Source organism: Paenibacillus sp. OK076 (assembly GCF_900110055.1).
In the GTDB taxonomy this organism is placed as follows: Bacteria; Bacillota; Bacilli; order Paenibacillales; family Paenibacillaceae; genus Paenibacillus.
The window spans coordinates 459,051-482,549 of the sequence record NZ_FOCH01000003.1 but is presented as its reverse complement, the minus strand read 5'-3'; the positions used below and the strand labels follow the sequence as shown (position 1 = coordinate 482,549).

The following is a 23,499-nucleotide window of genomic DNA, read 5'->3' as shown; positions in this document are numbered from 1 at the left end:
CACACGTACCCATCCCGAACACGACCGTTAAGCCCTCTAGCGCCGATGGTACTTGGACCGCAGGGTCCTGGGAGAGTAGGACGCCGCCAAGCGAACTCTTTCATCTTACATAGAAAACAGGCTCTGCATGTTAGCGTTGTATGATGAATTGCATTTGCACTGCAGATGCTTAGTATTCCCTGATAGCTCAGTTGGTAGAGCACTCGACTGTTAATCGAGTTGTCACAGGTTCGAGCCCTGTTCGGGGAGCCATTAAGGCCCGTTGGTCAAGGGGTTAAGACACCTCCCTTTCACGGAGGTAACAGGGGTTCGAATCCCCTACGGGTCATATATTATGGAGGCTTAGCTCAGCTGGGAGAGCATCTGCCTTACAAGCAGAGGGTCGGGGGTTCGATCCCCTCAGCCTCCACCATATAGTTTTCTGAATAACGACGCGGGGTGGAGCAGCCCGGTAGCTCGTCGGGCTCATAACCCGAAGGCCGCAGGTTCAAATCCTGCCCCCGCAATTAATCTTTCTTTGAAGAAAGTGATCTGGAACCGTGGTGTAGTTGGCCTAACATGCCTGCCTGTCACGCAGGAGATCGCGGGTTCGAATCCCGTCGGTTCCGCCATTTTTATCTTAATTACCGCTTGCGGACGTGGCTCAGCGGTAGAGCATCGCCTTGCCAAGGCGAGGGTCGCGGGTTCGATTCCCGTCGTCCGCTCCAATATTATTTGCGCCCTTAGCTCAGCTGGATAGAGCGTTTGACTACGAATCAAAAGGCCGGGAGTTCGAATCTCTCAGGGCGCGCCATTATAACTTCATACGCCGGCGTGGCGGAATGGCAGACGCGCTCGACTCAAAATCGAGTGGGAAACCGTGGAGGTTCGAGTCCTCTCGCCGGTATAGATAACGGGATGTAGCTCAGCTTGGTAGAGCACCTGGTTTGGGACCAGGGGGTCGCATGTTCAAATCGTGTCATCCCGATCTCAAAAAATACGGACTATCTATTCATAGATAGTCCGTATTTTTATTTTGTTTAAAAGTAATTGTATTCTAAGCATCACAACCTCTTAATAAGGAATAATAATAGCTTCATCTTATTAGTGCTCAGACTCAGCGCATTGTGGTTGCTTTAGGTTAATTTTGCATAAACCCCAGTCCTTTCGGTCACAATAGGTTTAAAAAGTGATAGAAGGGGTTCATGTGAACACGTTTAACTTCAAAAAACAATTCAAGAGACGCTGGCGTCGGTGGAAACGAACAGTGTGGATGACTGCATCATTGATTGCCGTAGCCATACTGGCTTACAGTGGTTTGCCGATTTCTTCTGCGATCGAGCGTTTATTAACAACCAATTTTAGTGAGGCTGTATCTGTAATGGGACCTGCTACGAGTGAGCAAAGGTCTGAGCAAGAAATTCAGACTTTGATGGAACAACTCAATTCTGATCCGGACCATTTAACGAGTGTTGTATTGGAGACGCAATATATTTGTGGGGTAGAAACGGAACAATTGGGTAAGATGGCGATTCCTCAATTGAAGATGCTGCTCGTACAACATCCGGATTGGGATGCTCAGGTTGAATCGGCAGAAGTGTTACGCATTAAGCAACATGTGGATGATCTTTCTCCATTATGTAAAGAGCAGGCATATATTAGCATAGATGCTGTGGGTAATCTCAATCTTTACGAAGGACGGCCTACAGAAGAGAAAGTCATTCGTACTTTTTTTCAAATGGACGTAGGCACGTTGGAGACATCATTGCCTGAAGGTGTGTTGGAGCAGTTGCAGCAGGGTATCCGTATCCAGGACAAGGATGAGTACGACAGCGTAATCTCTACGTTCAGCGATTATGCAGTGGATGAGGCCAATAAAGAAATCCGTAATGGCGGATAACAGACAGGCTGATCTGCATTAAATGTATTCTTAACATCGCGTAGAAGAGAAGTGCCTTGTCGAAGGACATTCAGAGTCTATACAACATACGAAGTGAACCGAAGGACATCGAAAGATGTCCTTTTTGTCGTTCCATGACAGATACAACGGAATATGGGAGATAACGACTTAGGTTATTCACGAATTGAGGCGAGTATATGGAAGGACAAAGTTTTTCCTGCCGTAGGGTCTATCTTTTGTTATAATGAAATGAACGATACATATGTTCGCTTTTGTAAGGGAGAGATGGATTTGCGTTTTTTGGGAATTGACCCGGGGATTGCGATTGTCGGTTTTGGTTTTGTGGATAAAATCGGCAGTAAGGTGACACCTGTACAATACGGCTGTATTCAGACAGAAGCTCATACCCCTGAAGAGGAACGGCTGCTTCATGTTTATGAGGGCATGGTACAGCTGATTGATAAATATAAACCGGACGCGGTAGCGCTGGAGAAACTTTTTTTCAATCGTAACGTCACAACAGCGATGTCTGTAAGTCAGGCTAGAGGTGTCATGGTACTGGCTGCTGCCCAGAAGGGACTGCCTATTGCCGAATATACGCCGATGCAGATTAAGCAGGCGATTGTGGGATACGGAAAAGCAGAGAAGCGGCAAGTGCAGGAGATGGTCAAAATGTTTTTGCGTTTACAGGTGATTCCGAAGCCGGATGACGTAGCTGATGCTTTGGCTGTAGCAGTGTGTCATGCACACTCATATACATTAAATTCCAAGTTGAATGAGGTATTGCGAAAATGATTGATTTCCTAAGAGGACAGTTCGTACATCTGGAGAATGAATATATTGTGCTTGATGTTCATGGCGTTGGTTATCGTGTATTCTGTCCGAATCCTTTTGCATTTGCGAAGCAAGAAGGCCAAATTATGGTGTATACCCATCACCATGTACGTGAAGATGCGATGTTGCTGTTTGGCTTTGCTACTCGTGAGGAACAGAAGTTATTTCGCAAGCTGATCGAGGTATCAGGTATTGGACCTAAAGTTGCTCTGGGTATACTCGCTGGCGGTACGCCGGACCATGTCGTGACTGCAATTTATCAAGAGAATCTGACGTTCCTGACCAAACTGCCGGGGATTGGCAAGAAAACAGCGCAGCGCATGATACTGGACCTTAAGGACAAATTGGATGGTTTCGGTGCTGCCACGTATGCAACAGGTTTGTTTGCCCCTCCTTCGGAAGAAGCAGGAAGCGGCTCTGCCTGGGATGAGGCTCGTGAAGGGCTTAAAGCGCTGGGGTATACCGACAGTGAACTGGATAAAGTCTGGCTCAAACTGAAGAAAGATGTTACTTCGGCCGATTCTGTTGATGTGTTGATGAAACGGGCACTGCAAATGCTGTTTACGGGATAATTAATTTTGCCTCTATAATAGAGCAGTAAGCCGCATAAAAAAGGTAGGGATGAACATGGATGACCGGATTATTTCCGCGAACCTGATGATGGAGGATCAAGCTGTCGAGCTCAGTCTTCGTCCCCGGTATTTGAATGAATATATCGGGCAGAACCAGGTCAAGGAGAATTTGAAAATATACATTGAAGCGGCCAAGATGCGCAATGAGGCGCTAGATCATGTGTTGTTATATGGCCCGCCTGGACTTGGTAAAACAACACTTGCCAATATCATTGCCAATGAATTGGGTGTTAACTTGCGCACAACATCGGGACCCGCGATTGAACGCCCAGGTGATCTGGCTGCGTTGCTCACAAACCTGCAAGAAGGGGATGTCCTGTTTATTGACGAGATTCATCGCCTTCATCGTACGGTAGAAGAAGTGATGTATCCCGCCATGGAAGACTTTGCGCTGGATATCATGATTGGAAAAGGGCCAAGTGCCCGCTCCGTACGTCTTGATCTGCCATCTTTTACGCTGATTGGTGCTACAACCCGTGCAGGCTTGCTGTCTGCGCCTCTCAGAGACCGGTTTGGTGTTATCAGTCGGCTGGAGTTCTACACGGTGGATGAGCTGGCCTACATCGTCTCACGGGCCTCAGAGATTCTAGGAGTGGAGATTGTTGGTAATGCCGCAGAAGAGATAGCATTGCGCTCCCGTGGGACACCGAGGATTGCCAACCGTCTGTTGAAAAGAGTGCGTGACTTTGCCCAGGTACGGGGGGATGGTATCATCACACAGGCTCTGGCGGAAGAAGCGCTGCAACGTCTTCAGATTGATCCGCGCGGTCTGGACGAAATCGATCACAAGATGCTCAAATCAATGATTAACAGTTTCCGGGGAGGCCCGGTGGGTCTGGATACGATTGCCGCTACGATTGGTGAGGAGAGTCAGACCATTGAGGATGTCTACGAGCCTTATTTATTGCAGATTGGTATGCTTCAACGTACACCGAGGGGCAGAATTGTAACAGACCTGGCCTATCATCATCTGGGTTTGCCAGTTCCACCGAGAGACGCCAAATAATTTGTGATCATATATCAATGAGATTCATCTTAATATACAACTTGGGACAAACAGAGAGAGGAGACTGATCGTGGGGAAAGTAATACAAACAAAGAAGTGGAGTCGGCGTTTGAAGGTATTGGCCGCAGCTCTGTTGACGGTAGGATGCCTGCAAGTGCCGGTTTATGCCGCTGAAAGTGATGGGCAGATGATCCGGGTAGCCATGTTTGCGAACCTGGGAAGTACGTATAAATCGACTACCCCTCTGATTACGCTTGAGTCGAGTGGAAAATGGAATATCGGTTCGGAAAGCGGGGCAAGTATAACTCTTCCAGCAGGACAAATCCGTTTCAGTGCGGATGGATTCCGCGTCAAAGTGTTGGAAACAGGGGATTTCAAAACGGCAGCCGCCGCCGCAAAATTGTTGCAGGCCACTAGTGATAAGCCGTTGTTGTTTACAACTTCTCTGAATGGTAAAGCGACCTATCAACTATACACCGGAAACTATGCAACAGAGGCGTTGGCTGGACAAGCGGTTGCACGTGTACAAAAAGTGGCTGCAGCCCAGTTGGGTGGACAACAACCAGTGGTGACGGGCAGCAAGCGTTTATCTACAGGAGTCTACAGTTCGCTCCAAGAGGCAGAAGCGGTACAAGCATCTCTTTCATCGGCAGGAGTTAGTTCTTATACCGTTCTTCAACTGGATGGAGGGAGTCAAGGGTATACCGTATGGGTGGGTGAAGCCTCATCAGATGCTGATCTGTCTGCATTCAAAAAGAGTGTGGAAGCCAGTGTTCCAGGAGTAAACCTGTCTCCGGTAAACAGTAATAGTGCTGCGCTTATTATCCGGCAGGATGCCGGGTTAAGCACTGATGCACTTAAAACAGCCCCGCATTACACCATTGCCGGCAGTGAAGCCAAAGCCTTTGTACAAGGAGACGGCAGTGGAATCAAAGTCGTGGAACGTTCCGGGCGGACATATCGCGGTGACATGGAAATTAGCATTGTAAGCGGCGATTTGGCTTTGGTTAATGTAGTTCCACTGGAGCAATATTTATACTCTGTTGTCGGTGCAGAAGTGTATTCATCCTGGCCAGCAGAAGCGCTGAAAGTACAGGCTGTCGCTGCACGCTCTTATGCGCTTCAACAGGGAGACCGTTTCAAAATTGCCAATGTCGTGGATACCACCCTTAGTCAGGCATACAACGGAATGGGTTCAGAGAATGATAAAGTCTCCAGCGCGGTTGATGCCACCTCTGGAGAAGTTATCAAGAGCGGTGGTAAAATCGTAGAAGCTGTATTCTCATCCAATGCGGGGGGACAGACTGCACATCCATCCGAAGTATGGAACGGAGGCGGGGATGTGTTCAGTAATGTGGATAGCCATGGAGATACATCGGCTCAAGCTGGATTGCAAACCTGGTATCATGTGCTGTTGAGTACAGGAGTCAGCGGCTATCTCCGCGAGGATAATGTAAAAGAATTAACAACCAAAACGGATGCGGGTTTAGCCAAAGTAACGGTTACTGCCCAAAATACCAATGTGCGTCCCGTTCCGTTAATTCAATCCAATGTTGATCCGGTAGCGAAAATGAATCCAGGCAACGAAGCTGTTGTCCTGGCCAAAGTGCCGCAGTCCAATGATTATGCCTGGGTAAGAGGACCATTCACGTCAGCCCAGTTGGTTAAAACCCTACAGGGTAAAACGACTTCTGCTGTTCCATCCTCAATCTCAACGCTCGAAGTGACCAAGCGCGGGCCATCAGGAAGAGCACTTGAAGTTACAGCCAACGGCCAGCCCATGACGGTAAAATATGCAGATACATACCGCTCTGCTCTAGGTGGATTACCAAGTACTTTATTTGATATTGCAGGGACCGGAAGTTATACTGTATTAGGCGCTGACGGCAAAACAGCAAGCAAAACCGGCTCACAGGGGGCTGCTGTTCTATCTGCCTCGGGCACAGGGACTTCATCCAGTAATGCTCTTGTGGTTATGAGTGGTGATGGTCAAGCCCGAGCTGTAACTCAGAGCCAAAGCTTCATGTTCATCGGTCAGGGTAACGGGCACGGATTGGGTTTATCCCAATGGGGTGCCAAAGGCATGGCAGATGAAGGGTATGATTACCAGACAATATTGAAACACTATTATCAAAATGCGACTATTGTTAAGGAATGATTTGAATATGAATGTGAACTTATATGATTTTGAATTGCCGGAGCAATTGATTGCACAGACGCCACTGCTTGACCGCACGGCATCCCGGTTGCTTACCTTAAACAAGGAGAGCGGTGAAGTTAACCATCACACGTTCCCTGATATTATCGACTTTCTTCAGCCTGGGGATACACTGGTATTGAATGATACACGTGTTCTTCCAGCCCGTTTGTTTGGAACCAAAGAGGACACTGGAGCAAAGGCGGAAGTGCTCCTGCTCAAAAACGTGGAGGGCGATCGCTGGGAAGCTCTGGTCAAACCAGGCAAGAAGCTGAAAGCAGGGTCAGTTATCGTTTTTAGTGACGAGCTCAGGGCCGTCATTGACGAGGAAGGCGAAATGGGTGCGCGTTTGCTTACATTCTCCTATGATGGAATCTTTCAGGAGATTCTGGATCGTTTGGGTGAAATGCCTTTGCCTCCGTATATTAGAGAAACACTGGATGACCGGGAAAGGTATCAAACGGTGTATGCAAAACACGAAGGATCGGCCGCTGCACCGACAGCAGGATTACATTTTACAGAAGAACTGTTGAATCGGATTCGGGATAAAGGGGTTAATGTTGCTTTCATCACGCTTCACGTGGGACTTGGAACATTTCGGCCGATGTCGGTTGACAATGTTGAAGAACATGTCATGCATGAGGAATACTACTCCTTGTCTCAAGAGACGGCGGATCTAATTAATGAAACGAAAAAACGTGGCAACCGTATATTTGCAGTAGGAACGACGAGTTGTCGAACACTTGAAACGGTAGGCAGCAAGTTTGAAGACGGGCAGTTGCAAGAGAGCAGCGGCTGGACCAAGATCTTTATCTATCCGGGATATACGTTCAAAGTGATCGACGGGATGCTTACGAATTTCCATCTCCCCAAATCCACATTGGTCATGCTGGTCAGTGCGCTTGCGGGAAGAGAACAAATCATGCATGCGTATGAGGAAGCGATTAAAGAACGATACCGTTTCTTCAGCTTTGGCGATGCCATGTTGATTTATTAAGATATGAAGGTATTACGATTAATTTTTAGAGGATGATTAAAACCAATGGCAGCAATTACGTACGAACATATCAAAACCTGTAAACAATCCGGAGCCCGTTTGGGACGTGTACATACACCTCACGGTATTATTGAGACACCAACCTTCATGCCTGTAGGAACACAGGCCACAGTGAAGACGATGAGTCCCGAAGAGCTGAAAGAGATGGATGCACAGATTATTCTGAGCAATACGTATCATCTGTTCCTTAGACCCGGGCATGAAATTATTCGTCAGGCAGGCGGCCTGCACAAATTCATGAACTGGGATCGTCCGATTTTGACGGATAGCGGAGGCTTCCAGGTGTTTTCTCTTAGTGAGATGCGCAAAATTACGGAGGAAGGCGTTAACTTCCGCTCCCATCTAAATGGAGATAAAAAATTCCTTTCCCCTGAAGTGGCAATGGAAATCCAGAATGCACTGGGCTCCGATATTATGATGGCATTTGATGAATGCCCGCCGTATCCGGCTGAATATGAATATGTGAAAAAATCACTTGAAAGAACGAGCCGCTGGGCAGAACGTTGTCTGGAAAGTCATGCTCGTCCAAATGATCAAGGACTGTTTGCCATCGTACAGGGAGGCATGCATGAAGATCTTCGTCGCCAGAGCGCGGCAGATTTGACTTCCATGGATTTCCCGGGTTATGCTATTGGTGGACTGAGTGTTGGAGAACCGAAACATTTGATGTATGGGGTATTGGATTACACGGTTCCTTTGTTGCCATCCAATAAACCACGCTATTTAATGGGTGTAGGTTCACCCGATGCATTGATTGAGGGATCGATTCGCGGAGTGGACATGTTCGATTGTGTTCTGCCTACCCGAATTGCCCGTAACGGAACAACGATGACCAGCCAAGGACGTCTGGTAGTTCGTAATGCCAAGTTTGCAACCGATTTTGGGCCACTAGACCCTGAATGTGATTGCTACACTTGTCGTAACTATTCAAGAGCCTATTTGCGTCATTTAATCAAAGCGGATGAAACGTTTGGCTTACGTTTGACGACCATCCACAATCTTCATTTCTTGCAGAATTTGATGCGCAATGTGCGTAAAGCCATAATGGAAGATCGTTTGCTTGATTTCCGGGATGAATTTTTCGATCAATATGGTCTTCATGACAATGACAAAGGTTTCTGATCAGGTTTTTGCGGAACCGAGGTAACAAGCATTATCTGTATGTATAGTCGATAAGGGGGAGTTTAAATGTTCCAAGCATTACCAGCTGCATCCGCTAATGCGGGTGGAGGAATTGTATCTTTGATTGTACCTTTGGTACTCATGGTTGCAATTTTTTACTTCTTGATGATTCGTCCACAGAACAAAAAACAAAAGCAACGTAATTCTATGCTAAGTCAATTGAAAAAAGGCGATAAAATTGTTACAATCGGTGGTCTTCACGGAACAATTGCTGAAATCACGGATGATGTAGTTGTATTGCGTGTAAACGATGTTACTAAACTGACATTCGATCGTAATGCGATTAGCAGTGCAGTTGCTCGTGAAACGGCTGAATAAATTATAAAAATTCAAAAAGCCTGTAAGGCTATGAGTACGTTTGCAGCGTATTCTTCATTATCAGAGAACTGGATCTCCCTGGAGACCCGGTTCTCTTTTTCTTTTTTGCTCAAATAACCGTTACTCCCCAATCTTCTATGATCTTCGTGTATTGACTCCAAATATACCGCCTAGTGCAGAAATCAGGAATGCACTTGCAAGCTGCAGACTGTCTTTCCAATTGAATGAGGCATCGAGTGCCAGAAATCCGATGAGCAATACGATTAATCCGTAAACGATTCCGGTAATACCTCCGTGGTACCAGCCTCGCTCACCTGACCTCTTGCCAGATACAAATCCACCAACCAGCAAAGACAAGCCATGGACAACGTACGTATACAGGGAAAGATCCTGTTCCCGCATTCCGGTCATCCAGAGAAAGAAGGATAGAATCAGTGCGCCTAACATCATCCATACAAAAGCATGACAGAGGCCCGAAAGAACCGGGTTAGACATTCGAAATGAAACCATTCGGCGAATCAACTGCATGAAGCAACCCCCTTGTACAAGTTTGAAATTAATACAGTGTATGGTCAAGCCTTCGGACTTATGAACTGAATTTTCCATTAAATGAACAGTTTATATTTGCATGAGCATGTAAGCTTCAGGTCAAAATAGGGATTACGCTTCAGGTACCTGTATAAAATTCAGATCCGAAGGAGGAACCCTGTTGTGAATTTCTCAGATGTCGGAGCACATATTTTTCGAACCATACTCATGTATTTTATTGTTTATGCTTCTATCCGGATTATGGGCAAACGTGAGATTGGGAAGCTGTCCATGTTTGATCTGGTCGTATCCATCATGCTTGCAGAAATTGCGGCATTTGTCATTGAAGATATCAATAAGCCGTTATTCCATGGTATTGTACCGATGCTAACGGTCCTGGTCGTGCAGATTGCCATAGCTTTTCTCAGTCTCAAGAGCCGGAAGCTGCGGCTGATGATTGATGGCAAGCCGACCGTGTTAATTTCCAAAGGTAAATTGCATCGAGATGAGATGCGCAAGCAGCGTTATAATCTCGACGATTTGCTACAGCAACTTCGTGAACAGAATATAGACAGCATTGGTGAAGTTGACTTCGCCATATTGGAGACTACAGGCAAGCTGACTGTTTTTCCAAAAGTTCAGAGTTCTTCAGGCGGTAACAGCGGTTCATCAGGTTCTGGTTCGACAGGATTTAATTCCAAACAAAATAGACGGAAAAATAAAATAGATGGATTTGAAAACATCAAATATGAAGGCCTACCATTGCCATTGATCATGGATGGCAAAGTTCAGGATCAGAACCTTGAACTGATTCAGAAAACCAGATTTTGGCTTAAAAATCAGATTCAGCAGAAAGGGATTATGGACTTCAAAGATGTGTTTATCTGTTCCATTGATCATAACGAGAAAGTTTATGTAAGTTCCAAAGATAATAAAGATAACTGACGTCTAAGAACGGCGTTTAAACCAGGAACCAATAATGGGGGCACGGGAAAGATCGTGAAAATCGATCATTTTGGTCCAGCCCATAACCATGAAATAAACAATTAGACCAACAAGGGGAGCAAGAAGCATTCTGATCCAAAACGGAAGCAAAGATGCGGTCTGCTCATAAATGACCAGAGTAGCGGCGCCCATGATGACCATACCCGTACCTGTTTTGACCCAATCCATCAGCTTGAAACGGAACTGCAAAAGGTTGCGCACACTTCTTGCATGTAGAAGGGTAACGACCGTTGAATTCACACATATGGCAATCACCGCACCAAATATGCCGTATTCCGGTCGGGAGGCGAGTACCAAAATCAATGTAATTTTGATGACAGCACCAATAAATGTATTGAGCAGTGCTTTTCCCGGACGATCAAGTGCTTGAAGAGCAGCTTGAAGAGGAGCTTGAATGTAGATAAACAAAGCAAAAGGAGCCATAAGCTTAAGCATGCTTCCAATCGATGCATCATTATACAGGACAAGACACATCGGTTCGGCAAGCACATACATAAATACAGAAAATGGGGCTCCTGTTACGAGTGCTAACCGCAAAGCCTGATGCATCCGTTTATGTATGAGCGCACGATCACCTTGAGCCGAGGCCTCAGACAATGAAGGGACAAGGGACGTTGCTAATGAGGACGTTAATGCTCCGGGCAGAAGAAGTAGCGGGATAATCATGCCTTGTAGTGCTCCATACTGGGCCGTGGCGAGCCCTTTGGAGATGCCTGCAATTGCCAGGCTCTGTGCGGTTACAATGGTCTCAGCAAGATAGGATAGGGAGCCAACTAATCGTCCGGCAGTTACGGGTACGGAAATCGCAAGTAAACGACGAAGGAGTCCAGGCTCTGATCCGGTTGAGTTTTTTAAAACAGCAGGTTTGGTTTCGATTGAAGATTCGAGTATGGGCTGATGTTGATCGATATATTTCTTCTGTCTAGCATAGTTCCACAGTAATACAAGCATGCCGACGAATTCACCGACAAGCGCCCCCAGCATGGCCCCTGCTGCAGCTTGTGCAATTCCTCGGGGCAAGAGGAGCCAGGAAAACCAGATTACACATATAATACGAATGACCGTTTCTACGATTGATGAAACAGCCGTAGGCATCATGTTTTGCTTTCCCTGGAAATAACCTCTGTAGACTGCAGATACGGCGATAATGGCAATCATAGGGCTCATGCTGACAAACGTGTGATAGACCCTCTCATCGGTCAGAACATAACGGGTGACCCATGGAGCGAAGATTATGCACAGAAACATAAACACAACGCCAAGGGTCAATGTGAAGCTCAGGCTGATTTGCAGAATCCGTTGGGGTGAGTAACGGTTGGCACCTGTATCCGCCTCGGCTACGAGTTTGGCTACAGCCAATGGAATACCGCCAGTGATTAAGGTGACGAGTACGATGAAAAAGGGATAGCTCAGTTGGTAGATGCCAACACCTTCTGCACCGATAACCCGTGGCAGCGCAATGCGCGGGATGAACCCGAGAATCCGATTAATGATGCCTGCGGCGAGCAGGATCATGGCTCCCTGGATAAATGTCTGTTTCTTCAAGACTACCCCTCTTTCCCGGTTGGAGTACAGATATTCATAAACGGGACAATGCCGTCGTTCTTCATCCTATGCCAGTCCAATATCTTCTCATGACAACTTGGACACGATTAACAAAAAGATCCATCAACAGCAAGAAGGAATATGATCGGGTAAAGTCGAATGATGTAATATTGATGCCGCATAAAGGCTTGGATGTATGAAGGGAGGCTCCCCGTTGGAAGAAATGAATGATGTGGAGTTGGAACAGTCTATAGAGATGCTCTGCCGTAGCAAAGCAGAGGAACTAAGGCTTGTCGGTTACGAATATGTCACCAGCAAAGATGTCTGGAATTGCATCAGTCATAAATATGAAAAGCAGGGCATTCCACCGCTTCACCAACTGGTGAACGACATATTGTCACTGAAAGCAACAAGCTTTATGAACTTTATGACCGTGTCTGCATACCGGGGGTCCTCTTTCTAGCGAAAGGGATCTTTTTTGTTGGAAATTGACTGCTTTTTACGGCATCGCTATAATAGGAATATTGAGAACGAAAGGGGATCTAGGAACGGCATGAAAAGAATCGTCAGTTTCATTTTGGTCGTGCTTGTGACCGCAGGAGTAATGTTGGGCACAAGTCCAGGGCTGCTCAAAAATATACGCTTGGGCCTCGATTTAAAAGGAGGCTACGAGATCTTATATGAAGCAGAGCCGCTGGAACAAGGACAACAAGTCACCAAAGCATCTTTGGTGCAAACAGCAAAAAGTCTGGAGAGCCGTGCCAATGCGCTCGGAACAAGCGAGCCGGAAGTAACAACTGAAGGAACGAACCGGATCCGTTTGAAGCTGGCCGGGGTTACCGACGAGGCTGAAGTCAGAGCCAAAATGAAAGAACCTGCTGTCATGACCTTCCGCAGTAAAGCTGAGAATGACAAAGAAGGCGAATATACCAAAATCGAGCTTCGGGGAAATGAGTTCGTGGAGAATGGTGCCAAAGTGGTATTTAACCAGTTGAACGCACCGATGATCGATATCCAGGTTAAAGACAAAGCGAAGTTTGCTGAAATCACCAAACGTTTGATTGGACAACCTTTGGCTATCTATCTGGATGATCAACTGTTATCCGCTCCAACCGTGCAGCAGCAGCTGAGTGACGGCTCTGCGCAAATCACGGGTAACTACTCACGTGAGGAAGCCAATCAGCTTCGCGATACCATTAATTTGGGTGCGTTGCCGCTGAAACTGACAGAGAAGTACTCTCAAAGTGTTGGTGCAACGCTTGGTAAACTATCTCTGGACCAGACGATTAAAGCGGGATTAATTGGTTCCGTAATTATTCTGGTGTTCATGATTGGCCTGTACCGTATTCCGGGGATTATTGCGAGCTTTGCCCTGATTACACATACGTGGCTTGTACTTGCAATCTTCTATATGGGAGAATTCGTACTTACCCTTCCGGGGATCGCGGCATTTATCCTGGGTATAGGGATGGCCGTGGATGCCAACATCATCACGTATGAGCGGATCAAGGAAGAAATGCGCAGTGGTAAGTCGATATTGTCTTCGGTAAGAGCTGGTGGTAAAAGTTCATTCCGTACGATTATTGACTCTAACATCACAACCATCATTGCTGCCGCCGTTATGTTCTTCATGGGTACAGGTGCGGTTAAAGGTTTCGCACTGGTACTGATTTTTGATATCGTGACCAGCATTATTACGAATATTTTCTTCTCCCGCTTCCTGTTGACCCTGCTTGTGCGGGCTAACGTATTGAAGAAGCCTAAGTACTTCGGAGTGAAGGAGAGTGAAATTCGTGCGCTTTAATTGGAATTTTGATTATGTTAAAGGCAGTAAAATTGCCTATGCCTTTTCCATCATTTTGACGATTGCAGGTATCATCAGCATTTTGGCTCTGGGATTGAATTATGCGGTTGATTTCCGTTCAGGTTCAAATGTGGATATTACGGTGTCTAAAGCAATCACAACAGAACAAATTAAGCCCATCGTTAGTGACCTTGGTGTTGACACAAAAGATGTTCATATTACACCTGGTGCTGATCGGGTTAACGTTCGTTTCTCGAACGTACTGGATGAAAATCAGGAAAGCAAGTTTAAGCAAGAGTTCACCAAGCTGGATTCAACCGCTTCTTATGAAGTCAATACGGTGGACCCGGAGATGGCTAAAGAACTTGAACGCAATGCCATATACGCGGTTCTCATCGCTAGTATCGGGATTATGATCTATGTAGCGATCCGATTTGAATGGCGGTTTGGCTTGGCTGCTGTCATTGCGCTCTTCCATGATGCATTTGTAGTGATTAGTGTGTTCTCGATTTTCCGACTGGAAGTGAATTTGACCTTCATTACGGCGGTACTGACCATTGTCGGATTCTCGATCAATGATACCATCGTTATCTTCGACCGGATTCGTGAGAATATGCGTTTTGCTAAAAAGACTACCAAAGCCGATTTGCGTGAAGTAGTCAACCGCAGTTTGGCACAAACGATGACACGTTCCCTGAATACAACATTCACCGTGTTTGTCGCTTCGCTCTGCTTGTTTATTTTTGGTGGAGAATCCATTCGCATGTTCTCACTTGCTATGGTCATCGGAACATTGTTCGGTGCATATTCTTCGATCTACATCGCCGCTCCATTGTGGCTGGCGCTCAAAGGTAAACAAACAGAGAAACCTAAAGCAGCTGTCAAAGCATCCAACTAAACATTGTATTGTCAAGCCGCGTCTGCCAGGCGCGGTTTTGCAACTTTAGGTACAGTATTAAGGGGGGCATCGCCATGACCAGAGAACGTTTCCCTTCTGTTCACGCTGCCACGTGGAGCGGGATCGCCGGGAATTTGACACTTGCAGTAATTAAGGCTGGGTTCGGTTATATGGCAAACAGCAAATCGTTGCTTGCAGACGGCCTGCACTCTGCTTCAGAAGCTGCTTCTTCATTGTCCGGCCTCTTTCCCTCGAAGTCTGTACAAACAAAAACAAAGGCTCGTAGGGAGCAGTCAAAGGAACATTCACGTATCGCTAGACCTGGAATTTCGGTATTATTATCTGTGCTCATCCTTATGGGAGGTTTGCAGATTGCCATCTCCGCTTTGGGTAGTTTGTCTGGAGAGGAACCAGAATCGTTAGAAAAGTATACCCATGCACTTGTAGTAGCTTTTGCAGCACTGGCTGTGAAGGAAGCGATCTTTCAATATCAATACCGGTATTTTCGTAAACGAAATCAATCGCAGGCTCTGGCTTATGCACAGCAACATCGTCGGGCACTCTACTGTTCACTTATCGTTTTGGTCGGCATTGTAGGTTCCATGACAGGAGAAACGATGGGGTGGAGTATTCTTCGATATATGGACCCCGCAGCTGCATTGATAGCTTCCTGTTTTGTGCTGCACAAAGGGTACAGAATGATTGTGGATACCGTATATGGTTCACTTGTTCAGGAATTGGAACAGGAAGAAGCAATTGACTTCAAAGAAACGGTACAGCGTGTATATGGCATTATTACGATCGAACATCTGGTAGCACGTGAACAGGAACATGATGTTACGATTGAACTGGTCATAAGTGTAAACCCTAGAATTTCTGTGCTCGAGGCACAGGAGATTGCGAATCGGGCGAAGACACTTCTCTTAACTCGTTTCAGTCATGTGAAAGAAGTACAGATCCAGGCTGTACCTTATGATCCTGGGTATCCTTATAAATCCAATCATGAACTGCCAGATCCTGAAGCGACATTAATTCAGTAATGAAGCTTGGTCCAGTAGATCAGGAAAGGAGCGTTATCATTGCTTTATTCGCAATACCGGTGGAACACACCGAATATCGATCTGGAGGCGGCTGCGGGACTCTCGCAGGCGCTTTCCGTTTCATCACTTGTTGGACGTTTGCTGGTTAGTCGGGGGGTTCATAATGAAACAGAGGCAGAACAATTTCTGCATCCTGATCTGAATCAGATGCATGATCCTTATCTGCTTCTAGGTATGAAAGAAGCTGTGCCCCGAATCCAGCAGGCCATTGAGCGTGAAGAACATATTTTAATATATGGGGACTACGACGCGGACGGCGTATCCAGTACATCCCTGATGATCCATCTGATGCGTTATCTCGGGGCTTCCTACGATATCTATATTCCTCATCGTTCCAATGAAGGCTACGGATTACACAATCATGCCTTGGATTGGGCTCATCAACAAGGAGTCACGCTGGTGATTACGGTAGATACCGGAATCAGTGCGGTAGAGCAGATTGCTTATGCTGCAACACTGGGAATGGAAGTCATTGTGACGGATCACCATGAGCCACCTGAAGTTTTGCCTGAGGCCTATACGCTCATCAATCCTAAGCTTCCGGACTGTCCATACCCTTTTAAAGGGTTAGCTGGTGCGGGTGTAGCGTTGAAGCTGGCCCAGGCATTGATCGGAGAAGTGCCTGGAGAATGGATGGAAATTGCCGCTATTGGTACGGTTGCCGATTTGATGCCTTTGGAAGGCGAGAACCGGGTTATCGTCAGTTATGGTGTTGAGTCCATGCGTGGTACACGTCTGCCCGGTGTAAGTGCTCTACTTGAAATTAGTGGTGTGGATCAAAGTCAGGTCACTTCAATCAATATTGCCTTTGCCATGGCTCCCCGTATTAATGCAAGCGGACGTCTGGATCATGCCGGCAGAGCCGTATCGCTGCTTACAACCGAGGATCTGGATGAGGCACATACTCTGGCAGGTCAACTGGATTTGCTGAATCGTGAAAGGCAACAGGTTGTTGAGGGTATACTTCTGGAAGCGACAGCCCAATTGGAGCAGAAAATCCAGCTTAATTCCGGAGCAGTGCCGGACGTCATCGTTTTAGCGGGAGAAGGCTGGAATGTTGGAGTTGTAGGTATCGTGGCTTCCAAGTTACTTGAACGGTATTATCGGCCAACGCTTATCCTGGGCATTGACCCGGAGAGCGGCGCTTGTAAAGGCTCAGCACGCTCCATAGAGGGGCTGGACATCTATGAGGCATTAACGGCTTGCAAACACACGATGGACCATTATGGTGGTCACCCGGCTGCAGCAGGCATGAGCCTGCATCGTGATCAGCTAAAAGAGCTGGAAGCCGGATTGAATGAGTTTGCGGCATCCGTGCTGACGGAGGAGGACTTTGTTCCCCATCGTCTTGCGGATGATGAGTGTAGAATCAGTGATGTGCCCCTGCAGGTCATTCAAGAGATCGACAGACTCCAGCCATTTGGCATGAGCAATCCTTCTCCTCGTTTTGTGCTGCGCAATGTGACTGTAAAAGAAACACGGACGATGGGACGTGAAAAACGTCATCTGAAATTGGTGTTGGAGCAGGATGGCCAGCAACTGGAAACGGTCGCTTTTGGCAAAGGAGCATTGGCGGAGTTTCTTCCTCCAGGCTCTATCATTGATGTTATGGGCGAGTTGTCTGTTAATGAGTGGAACGGGATGAGGAAACCACAATTGATGCTGCAGGACATTCAGGTCCCACATGCGCAAGTGTTTGATTTGCGAGGCAGTACGGAGCCTCTGAACGCGATGAAGCAGTTCCTGAGTTCGCTTGAAATACATTTACGATACAAGTCAGGCTCTATTGGTGCCATCGTTCGGAAAGAAACGAATGTTTCCGAGGGAAATTCATTGTATGAACCGTGCCTTTGGGTATATGATAGAAAGGTCGGGTTATTTCCGTGTAATGCTGCTGCGCAGCATTATGGGCAGGAACAGGTCCGGACGTTATTTGTGTTTGATACGCCGGAAACCCCGGAACAACTTGATGCAATGCTGGCTTTATTCAGCGGAGCCGAGAATATCATCCTTCTGCACGGATCAGGCAACCGCCGAGATCGCCTTCAGATGCCCTCCAGAGAACTCTTCAAGCGTATTTATATGCTGGTGTCCAAATGGAGAGCTGAACCCGTGGAGGAACAAGAGATCACTCCTGTGCTCAGTCGTCAGTGTGGCTGCTCGCCGCGCATGATTACCATGATGTTGGATGTTTTTGAGGAGTTATCGTTCATTACCCGAGAAGATGGAAAGATTGTGTTTGTGGATAACCCACCCAAGCGTGAGCTAACCGCTTCGCGTCATTATCAGGCGTTGGAGAGCATGGCCGAGACAGAGCAGGTGATGCTGGATGCATCGACCCCTCAACTGACACAATGGATGATATCCCGGATGAAGGGCGTATCTTAGATAGAAGTTGTGCTATTTATTTTAGGAGGAGATTATTTTGGATTTTAAAGATTATATTCGTGTCATTCCTGACTTTCCACAACCGGGAATCAGCTTCAAAGACATTACGACATTGTTGAAGGATGGAGAAATGTACCGCAAGGCGATCAATGAGCTGAAAGTAATGGTTTCAGATCTCAAAATTGACGTTATTGCCGGACCTGAAGCACGTGGATTCGTTGTGGGCGCTCCTCTGGCGTACGCTCTGGGTGTCGGTTTTGCTCCGATCCGTAAAAGCGGAAAATTGCCTGGAGAGACGATCGAAGTCGGTTATGATCTTGAATATGGCAAGGATACGCTTGCTATGCATACAGATGCGATCGAAAAAGGACAAAATGTTCTGATTGCGGATGATCTGCTGGCGACAGGCGGAACTATTGCTACCTCCATTAACCTGATTGAACAATTGGGTGGCAAGATTGTAGGTGCAGCATTCCTGATTGAGCTGTCTGATTTGAATGGACGTGCAAAATTGCCGGGAATTGATGTATTTACATTGATGAACTACTAGAATTCCGGCATTTATTGCTGTTAAATCACGTGAACTGGATCTCCCGTTTCCCGGGAAATAATATACAGCATTAACTATTTGCAAAAAAAGCCTGTCCCTCAACCCGTTAAGGTTGGAGAGCAGGCTTTTTGCATTGTACGATGTATAAGATGAAGAATGAATAAACATTGTTCGTTCGAAATAGTCGCAAAAAATCAATCCGGAGTTTTCTCCGTTAAAGGCTGTTTCTCCGTTTGATCATTCGACCAACCCAGTACTTCAAATAACTTAAACAACAAGCTCAGCAGAATTCCGACGATGGTTGCCAGAGCCATTCCCTTGAGATGAATACCATAAAACGTGATCTCCGTACCACTGAGTCCGATGACGAGTACAAGGGTCGTTAGCAGCAAGTTGGTCGGTTTGGCAAAATCCACTTTCTGTTCGACCAGAATACGCAAACCGGATGCCGCAATTACTCCGAACAGAAGCAAAGATACACCACCCATAACCGGAACGGGAATGTTAGCTATAAGTGCCGAGAACGTACCTGAGAACGAAAGCATGATCGCGATAACGGCAGCGCCGCCAATAACATACGTCGAGTAAACCCGGGTCAGAGCCATGACACCAATATTCTCACCATAAGTTGTATTCGGTGTGGAACCTACAAAACCGGAAAGAATGGTTGAAACGCCGTTCCCAAGCAGGGAGCGATGTAGACCTGGGTCCTTGGACAGATCTTTGCCCACAATGCTGCTCGTTACAAGCAGATGTCCGATGTGCTCAACAATGACAACAAGTGCGACAGGCAAAATGGTGAAGATGACAGACCAGTCAAATGTCGGTGTTGTTACGGTAGGCAGCGAGATAAAGTCAGCGTTCGCTATATTCTCGGTTTTTACCTCACCCATAAAGTATCCAAGCACGTAACCGGATACAATCCCGATCAGAATATGAATGATCTTGGGGAACCCACGGAAGGTTACTGCACCAATAACAGTGATACCAAGTGTAACCATGGATAAAATAATTGGTTTGGCCTGAGGAACCCAGTTGGGGTTCTCAGCAGGGGTCGAATTGATTAGACCAGCCATTCCGGCTGCTACTGGTACAAGCTCGAGACCGATTAGGGCAACAATAGCACCCATAACCGCTGGCGGGAAAACAACGTTAATCCAGCCTGTCCCCGCATACTTGATGATAAGAGCTACAATACAGAAAACAGCTCCCGTTACGATGAACGCTCCAAGTGCCATGGAGTATCCGTTATCAGGGTGTGCGAGTAACACCGAAGAAACAGGTGCGATAAAAGCAAAGCTTGACCCAAGATAGGCCGGAATCTTTCCTTTACACATAAGTATGTACAACAATGTTCCAATACCGTTCATAAGCAGGATCATACTTGGATCGACACCGAACAGGTTTGGCACAAGTACCGTGCTGCCAAACATGGCGAACAAATGCTGGAGACTCAGCAGCGAGCCTGAGCCAAGCGGCATTTTTTGATTAACCTGAATTTCACGTTGCAATGAATGTTCATCTCCTTTTTCCGAAACACAAATCTTCAATATAGTACAGAGTTTCTCTTCATTTAGCAATAACATTTTTCCTTTAAGCATGACGAATCCATTTTTATTTCGCGAATTGATACTTCTATTTCGGCAAATAACGGTAATAATACATAATAAATGAGGATGAATTCCACCTACTGTTGAATATCGGGCAACATCTTTGAGGAAAGACACATTACGTATAAAAAAATTGGATATGTGCTCTTATTCGTCAGTAGTTGACGGGAAACGGGCGAAGCGTCATAATTATAGGAAATTACTTTTACGGGGAACCTGTGTTGATATCATGTCACGGGTTCCATTTTGTATAGAAAGGACACGGAACAGATCAGAATGGGCATAGAGCAATTACTCGAGAAGGCCGGGGCATATATCAAAGAACCCGATCTGGTGCGCATACGTGAAGCTTACGAATTTGCTGATCAGGCCCACCATGGACAGACGCGAAAATCGGGAGAACCGTATATTCTGCATCCGCTTGCGGTTGCCGATATTGTTGTAAACATGCAGATGGACACCATCTCCATAATTGCAGCGCTTCTTCATGATGTAGTAGAAGATACTACGGTTTCACTTGAAGAAATCCGCAATCATTTCGGCAATACGTGTGCCATGCTTGTTGACGGCTTGACGAAGCTGGAACGTATTCAGTTCCGCTCCAAGGAAGAACAGCAGAACGAGAACTACCGCAAAATGTTCATCGCCATGGCGCAGGACATCCGTGTCATCGTGATCAAATTGGCTGACCGTCTGCATAATATGCGGACACTCAAGTTTCAGTCGGAAGAAAGCCAACGCCGGATTTCATACGAAACGTTGGAGATTTTCTGTCCGATTGCAAACCGTTTGGGTATCTCTGCAATCAAATGGGAAATGGAGGACATCGCCCTCCGTTATTTGAATCCGCAGCAATATTACCGAATTGCAAACTTGATGCACAAAAAGCGTGCAGAACGTGAGCAATATATTGATACGGTTATGGACGGTATTACCAGCAAGCTGGATGAGATGGGAATTCAGGCAGATCTGTCAGGACGTCCTAAGCACATCTACAGCGTGTTCAAAAAAATGACAACGAAAAACAAACAGTTTAACGAGATTTATGATCTGCTTGCGATTCGTATTATTGTGGATAACATCAAGGATTGTTATGCTACCCTCGGCATTATACACACGTTATGGAAACCGATGCCTGGACGTTTCAAGGACTATATCGCGATGCCGAAGGCGAACATGTATCAATCGCTGCATACCACGGTCGTAGGTCCGAATGGTGAACCGACCGAAGTCCAAATCCGGACGTGGGATATGCACCGCACTGCTGAATTCGGGATTGCTGCCCACTGGGCCTACAAGGAAGGCGCTGCGAACGGAAATAATTTTGAAGATAAAATTACGTTCTTCCGCGAGATCCTTGAACTTCAAAATGAAGCGCAGGATGCGTCTGAGTTTGTAGAATCGCTTAAAATGGATTTCTTCTCGGATCTGGTGTTTGTATTTACGCCAAAAGGTGAAGTTATCGAATTGCCGACTGGATCTGTTCCATTGGATTTTGCATATAGAATCCATACAGAGGTGGGTAATCGGACGATTGGTGCCAAAGTGAATGGTCGTATCGTTCCGCTCGATTATCATCTCAAGACGGGCGATATCATCGAAATTTTGACGTCCAAACATTCTTACGGACCGAGCCAGGACTGGCTTAAAATTGCTAAATCCTCTCACGCAAGAGCGAAGATCAAGCAATGGTTCAAGAAGGAACGGCGCGAAGAAAACGTTGAAAAAGGACGCGACAGTTGTGAACGTGAGCTCAAGCGTATGGGACTTGATCCATCTGCCTGGATGACGGACGACAAGTTGCAGGAAGCAGCCAAAAAGTATGCCTTCAATGATATTGAGGATATGCTCGCAGCTGTTGGATTCGGGGGCATTACGGCTGCACAGATCGTGACCAAAGCAACGGAGAAACTTCGCAAGGAGCAGGAAGAATCCAGCTTGCTTGAACTGAACTCCGAGATGCGTGAGCTGAAGCCAGCACCTGAACGCAAAAACCGCCCAACCAATGGCATTCGTGTCAAAGGTATAGACAATTTGCTTGTTCGTTTTGCACGCTGCTGTAACCCTGTACCAGGGGATGCTATTATCGGGTATGTTACACGTGGACGCGGGGTTTCGGTGCATCGCAGTGACTGTCCGAATATTCCGTCCAGTACGGATGGGGAAGAAGCAGCTCGCGTCATTGAAGTCGAGTGGGAAGAGAATATTGAAGCCAACTACAGCGTGGATATTGAGATTACGGGCCATGATCGCAATGGCTTGCTCAATGAAGTGCTTCAGGCTGTTTCGGAAAGTAAAACCAATATATCTGCCGTCACCGGACGTACAGATAAAAATAAATTAGCATTGGTGCACGTCACAATTCTGATTCGCAATACGGAGCATCTGCATTCGGTTGTGGAACGGATCAAACGGGTGAAAGATGTCTATTCTGTGCATCGGATTATGCAGTAAGGAGCCTGTAAGATGAGGGTGCTTGTACAACGCTGTAAAGAGGCTCAGGTGACCGTTGGAGACGAGCTGACTGGGAGAATTGAATCCGGTTTGATGTTGCTCGTGGGAATTACACATGAGGACACGGAGAAGGATGCCATCTATTTGGCAGACAAAATCGCTGGACTTCGAATCTTTGAGGATGAGCAGGAAAAGATGAATCTCAGTTTGATGGATGTGGGCGGGGCTGTATTATCTGTCTCACAATTTACATTGTACGGAGATTGTCGTAAAGGAAAACGCCCAAGCTTTGCAGCTGCAGCCAGACCTGAAGCGGCAGAATTGTTGTACGAAACGTTTAATCAGCTGTTACGTGATAAAGGGATTCTGGTGGAAACCGGACGTTTCGGAGCGATGATGGATGTGACTTTCACGAATTGGGGACCGGTGACTTTAATGCTCGAAAGCCCTATTCGTCAAGAAACGCATGCATAATTGGTTGGGGAATAGGCCATAATGAGGGATAATTCGGC

Annotated in this window: 20 protein-coding genes, 9 tRNA genes and 1 rRNA gene; 27 read left to right on the top strand and 3 right to left on the bottom strand. The window is 46.6% G+C overall.

What is annotated here, in order from left to right; all coding sequences use genetic code 11:
• The 18 genes from rrf to yajC form a co-directional block, all read left to right on the top strand.
• Positions 1–92 (top strand): 5S ribosomal RNA (gene rrf / locus BMY78_RS24725); the annotation flags it as partial.
• Positions 93–176: 84 nt separating this feature from the next.
• Positions 177–252, top strand: a tRNA-Asn gene (locus tag BMY78_RS24720).
• Between the two features lie 4 nt (positions 253–256).
• Positions 257–328, top strand: a tRNA-Glu gene (locus tag BMY78_RS24715).
• Between the two features lie 8 nt (positions 329–336).
• Positions 337–412, top strand: a tRNA-Val gene (locus BMY78_RS24710).
• Between the two features lie 20 nt (positions 413–432).
• A tRNA-Met gene (locus BMY78_RS24705) sits at positions 433–506 on the top strand.
• Between the two features lie 27 nt (positions 507–533).
• Positions 534–611 (top strand) — tRNA-Asp (locus tag BMY78_RS24700).
• 21 nt (positions 612–632) lie between these two features.
• Positions 633–707, top strand: a tRNA-Gly gene (locus BMY78_RS24695).
• Positions 708–716: 9 nt separating this feature from the next.
• Positions 717–793 (top strand) — tRNA-Arg (locus tag BMY78_RS24690).
• A 14-nt stretch (positions 794–807) separates the two neighbouring features.
• Positions 808–886: transfer RNA gene (locus BMY78_RS24685), tRNA-Leu, on the top strand.
• 7 nt (positions 887–893) lie between these two features.
• Positions 894–967, top strand: a tRNA-Pro gene (locus BMY78_RS24680).
• A 219-nt stretch (positions 968–1,186) separates the two neighbouring features.
• Positions 1,187–1,879, top strand: a complete 693-nt coding sequence (locus BMY78_RS24675) for a BofC C-terminal domain-containing protein (protein ID WP_090903982.1) — start codon at positions 1,187–1,189, stop codon at positions 1,877–1,879.
• A gap of 291 nt (positions 1,880–2,170) precedes the next feature.
• Complete coding sequence (ruvC, locus tag BMY78_RS24670) at positions 2,171–2,674, top strand: crossover junction endodeoxyribonuclease RuvC (protein ID WP_053779097.1); 504 nt, start codon at positions 2,171–2,173, stop codon at positions 2,672–2,674.
• Positions 2,671–3,285, top strand: coding sequence for a Holliday junction branch migration protein RuvA (ruvA, locus tag BMY78_RS24665; RefSeq protein ID WP_090903981.1), 615 nt, complete (start codon positions 2,671–2,673; stop codon positions 3,283–3,285). The genes ruvC and ruvA overlap by 4 nt, the downstream gene beginning before the upstream one ends.
• A 55-nt stretch (positions 3,286–3,340) precedes the next feature.
• Complete coding sequence (gene ruvB, locus BMY78_RS24660) at positions 3,341–4,351, top strand: Holliday junction branch migration DNA helicase RuvB (RefSeq protein WP_053779099.1); 1,011 nt, start codon at positions 3,341–3,343, stop codon at positions 4,349–4,351.
• Between the two features lie 70 nt (positions 4,352–4,421).
• Positions 4,422–6,509, top strand: a complete 2,088-nt coding sequence (locus BMY78_RS24655) for a SpoIID/LytB domain-containing protein (protein ID WP_177185863.1) — start codon at positions 4,422–4,424, stop codon at positions 6,507–6,509.
• Positions 6,510–6,516: 7 nt separating this feature from the next.
• The gene (gene queA, locus BMY78_RS24650) at positions 6,517–7,545 is read left to right on the top strand and encodes a tRNA preQ1(34) S-adenosylmethionine ribosyltransferase-isomerase QueA (protein WP_090903980.1); all 1,029 of its coding nucleotides are present in this window, start codon (positions 6,517–6,519) and stop codon (positions 7,543–7,545) included.
• Between the two features lie 45 nt (positions 7,546–7,590).
• Positions 7,591–8,727: a tRNA guanosine(34) transglycosylase Tgt gene (gene tgt, locus BMY78_RS24645; RefSeq protein WP_062325081.1), complete on the top strand. Its 1,137-nt coding sequence runs from the start codon at positions 7,591–7,593 to the stop codon at positions 8,725–8,727.
• Positions 8,728–8,793: 66 nt separating this feature from the next.
• The gene (gene yajC, locus BMY78_RS24640) at positions 8,794–9,105 is read left to right on the top strand and encodes a preprotein translocase subunit YajC (RefSeq protein ID WP_090903979.1); all 312 of its coding nucleotides are present in this window, start codon (positions 8,794–8,796) and stop codon (positions 9,103–9,105) included.
• A gap of 135 nt (positions 9,106–9,240) precedes the next feature.
• Here the strand turns inward: yajC and BMY78_RS24635 are convergent, their stop codons facing one another.
• Entirely contained in the window at positions 9,241–9,633 is a 393-nt protein-coding gene (locus BMY78_RS24635) for a TIGR04086 family membrane protein (protein WP_076287744.1), read from the bottom strand.
• A gap of 228 nt (positions 9,634–9,861) precedes the next feature.
• On the opposite strand from BMY78_RS24635, the gene BMY78_RS24630 reads away from it, so the two are divergent.
• Positions 9,862–10,578, top strand: coding sequence for a YetF domain-containing protein (locus BMY78_RS24630; RefSeq protein ID WP_090904029.1), 717 nt, complete (start codon positions 9,862–9,864; stop codon positions 10,576–10,578).
• Between the two features lie 3 nt (positions 10,579–10,581).
• Here the strand turns inward: BMY78_RS24630 and spoVB are convergent, their stop codons facing one another.
• Positions 10,582–12,183: a stage V sporulation protein B gene (spoVB, locus tag BMY78_RS24625; protein ID WP_090903978.1), complete on the bottom strand. Its 1,602-nt coding sequence runs from the start codon at positions 12,181–12,183 to the stop codon at positions 10,582–10,584.
• 223 nt (positions 12,184–12,406) lie between these two features.
• Between spoVB and BMY78_RS24620 the strand changes: the two genes are divergently transcribed.
• The 6 genes from BMY78_RS24620 to BMY78_RS24595 all read left to right on the top strand — a co-directional run bounded on the left by BMY78_RS24620 (position 12,407) and on the right by BMY78_RS24595 (position 18,923).
• Positions 12,407–12,646: a post-transcriptional regulator gene (locus BMY78_RS24620; protein WP_175383441.1), complete on the top strand. Its 240-nt coding sequence runs from the start codon at positions 12,407–12,409 to the stop codon at positions 12,644–12,646.
• A 90-nt stretch (positions 12,647–12,736) separates the two neighbouring features.
• Positions 12,737–13,987, top strand: coding sequence for a protein translocase subunit SecD (gene secD / locus BMY78_RS24615; protein WP_090903977.1), 1,251 nt, complete (start codon positions 12,737–12,739; stop codon positions 13,985–13,987).
• A complete protein-coding gene (secF, locus tag BMY78_RS24610; protein WP_090903976.1) occupies positions 13,977–14,885 on the top strand; it encodes a protein translocase subunit SecF in 909 nt (302 codons plus the stop codon). The genes secD and secF overlap by 11 nt, the downstream gene beginning before the upstream one ends.
• A 74-nt stretch (positions 14,886–14,959) precedes the next feature.
• Complete coding sequence (locus BMY78_RS24605) at positions 14,960–15,925, top strand: cation diffusion facilitator family transporter (RefSeq protein WP_090903975.1); 966 nt, start codon at positions 14,960–14,962, stop codon at positions 15,923–15,925.
• Between the two features lie 39 nt (positions 15,926–15,964).
• Complete coding sequence (recJ, locus tag BMY78_RS24600; RefSeq protein WP_090903974.1) at positions 15,965–18,373, top strand: single-stranded-DNA-specific exonuclease RecJ; 2,409 nt, start codon at positions 15,965–15,967, stop codon at positions 18,371–18,373.
• Between the two features lie 37 nt (positions 18,374–18,410).
• Complete coding sequence (locus BMY78_RS24595) at positions 18,411–18,923, top strand: adenine phosphoribosyltransferase (RefSeq protein WP_024633046.1); 513 nt, start codon at positions 18,411–18,413, stop codon at positions 18,921–18,923.
• Positions 18,924–19,117: 194 nt separating this feature from the next.
• Here BMY78_RS24595 and uraA read toward each other — a convergent pair whose 3' ends face one another.
• Entirely contained in the window at positions 19,118–20,434 is a 1,317-nt protein-coding gene (gene uraA, locus BMY78_RS24590) for a uracil permease (protein ID WP_090903973.1), read from the bottom strand.
• A 375-nt stretch (positions 20,435–20,809) separates the two neighbouring features.
• Here uraA and BMY78_RS24585 point away from each other — a divergent pair, with 375 nt between their 5' ends.
• The gene (locus tag BMY78_RS24585; protein ID WP_024633048.1) at positions 20,810–22,987 is read left to right on the top strand and encodes a RelA/SpoT family protein; all 2,178 of its coding nucleotides are present in this window, start codon (positions 20,810–20,812) and stop codon (positions 22,985–22,987) included.
• A 12-nt stretch (positions 22,988–22,999) separates the two neighbouring features.
• The gene (dtd, locus tag BMY78_RS24580) at positions 23,000–23,461 is read left to right on the top strand and encodes a D-aminoacyl-tRNA deacylase (protein WP_090903972.1); all 462 of its coding nucleotides are present in this window, start codon (positions 23,000–23,002) and stop codon (positions 23,459–23,461) included.
• Positions 23,462–23,499 lie beyond the last annotated feature (38 nt).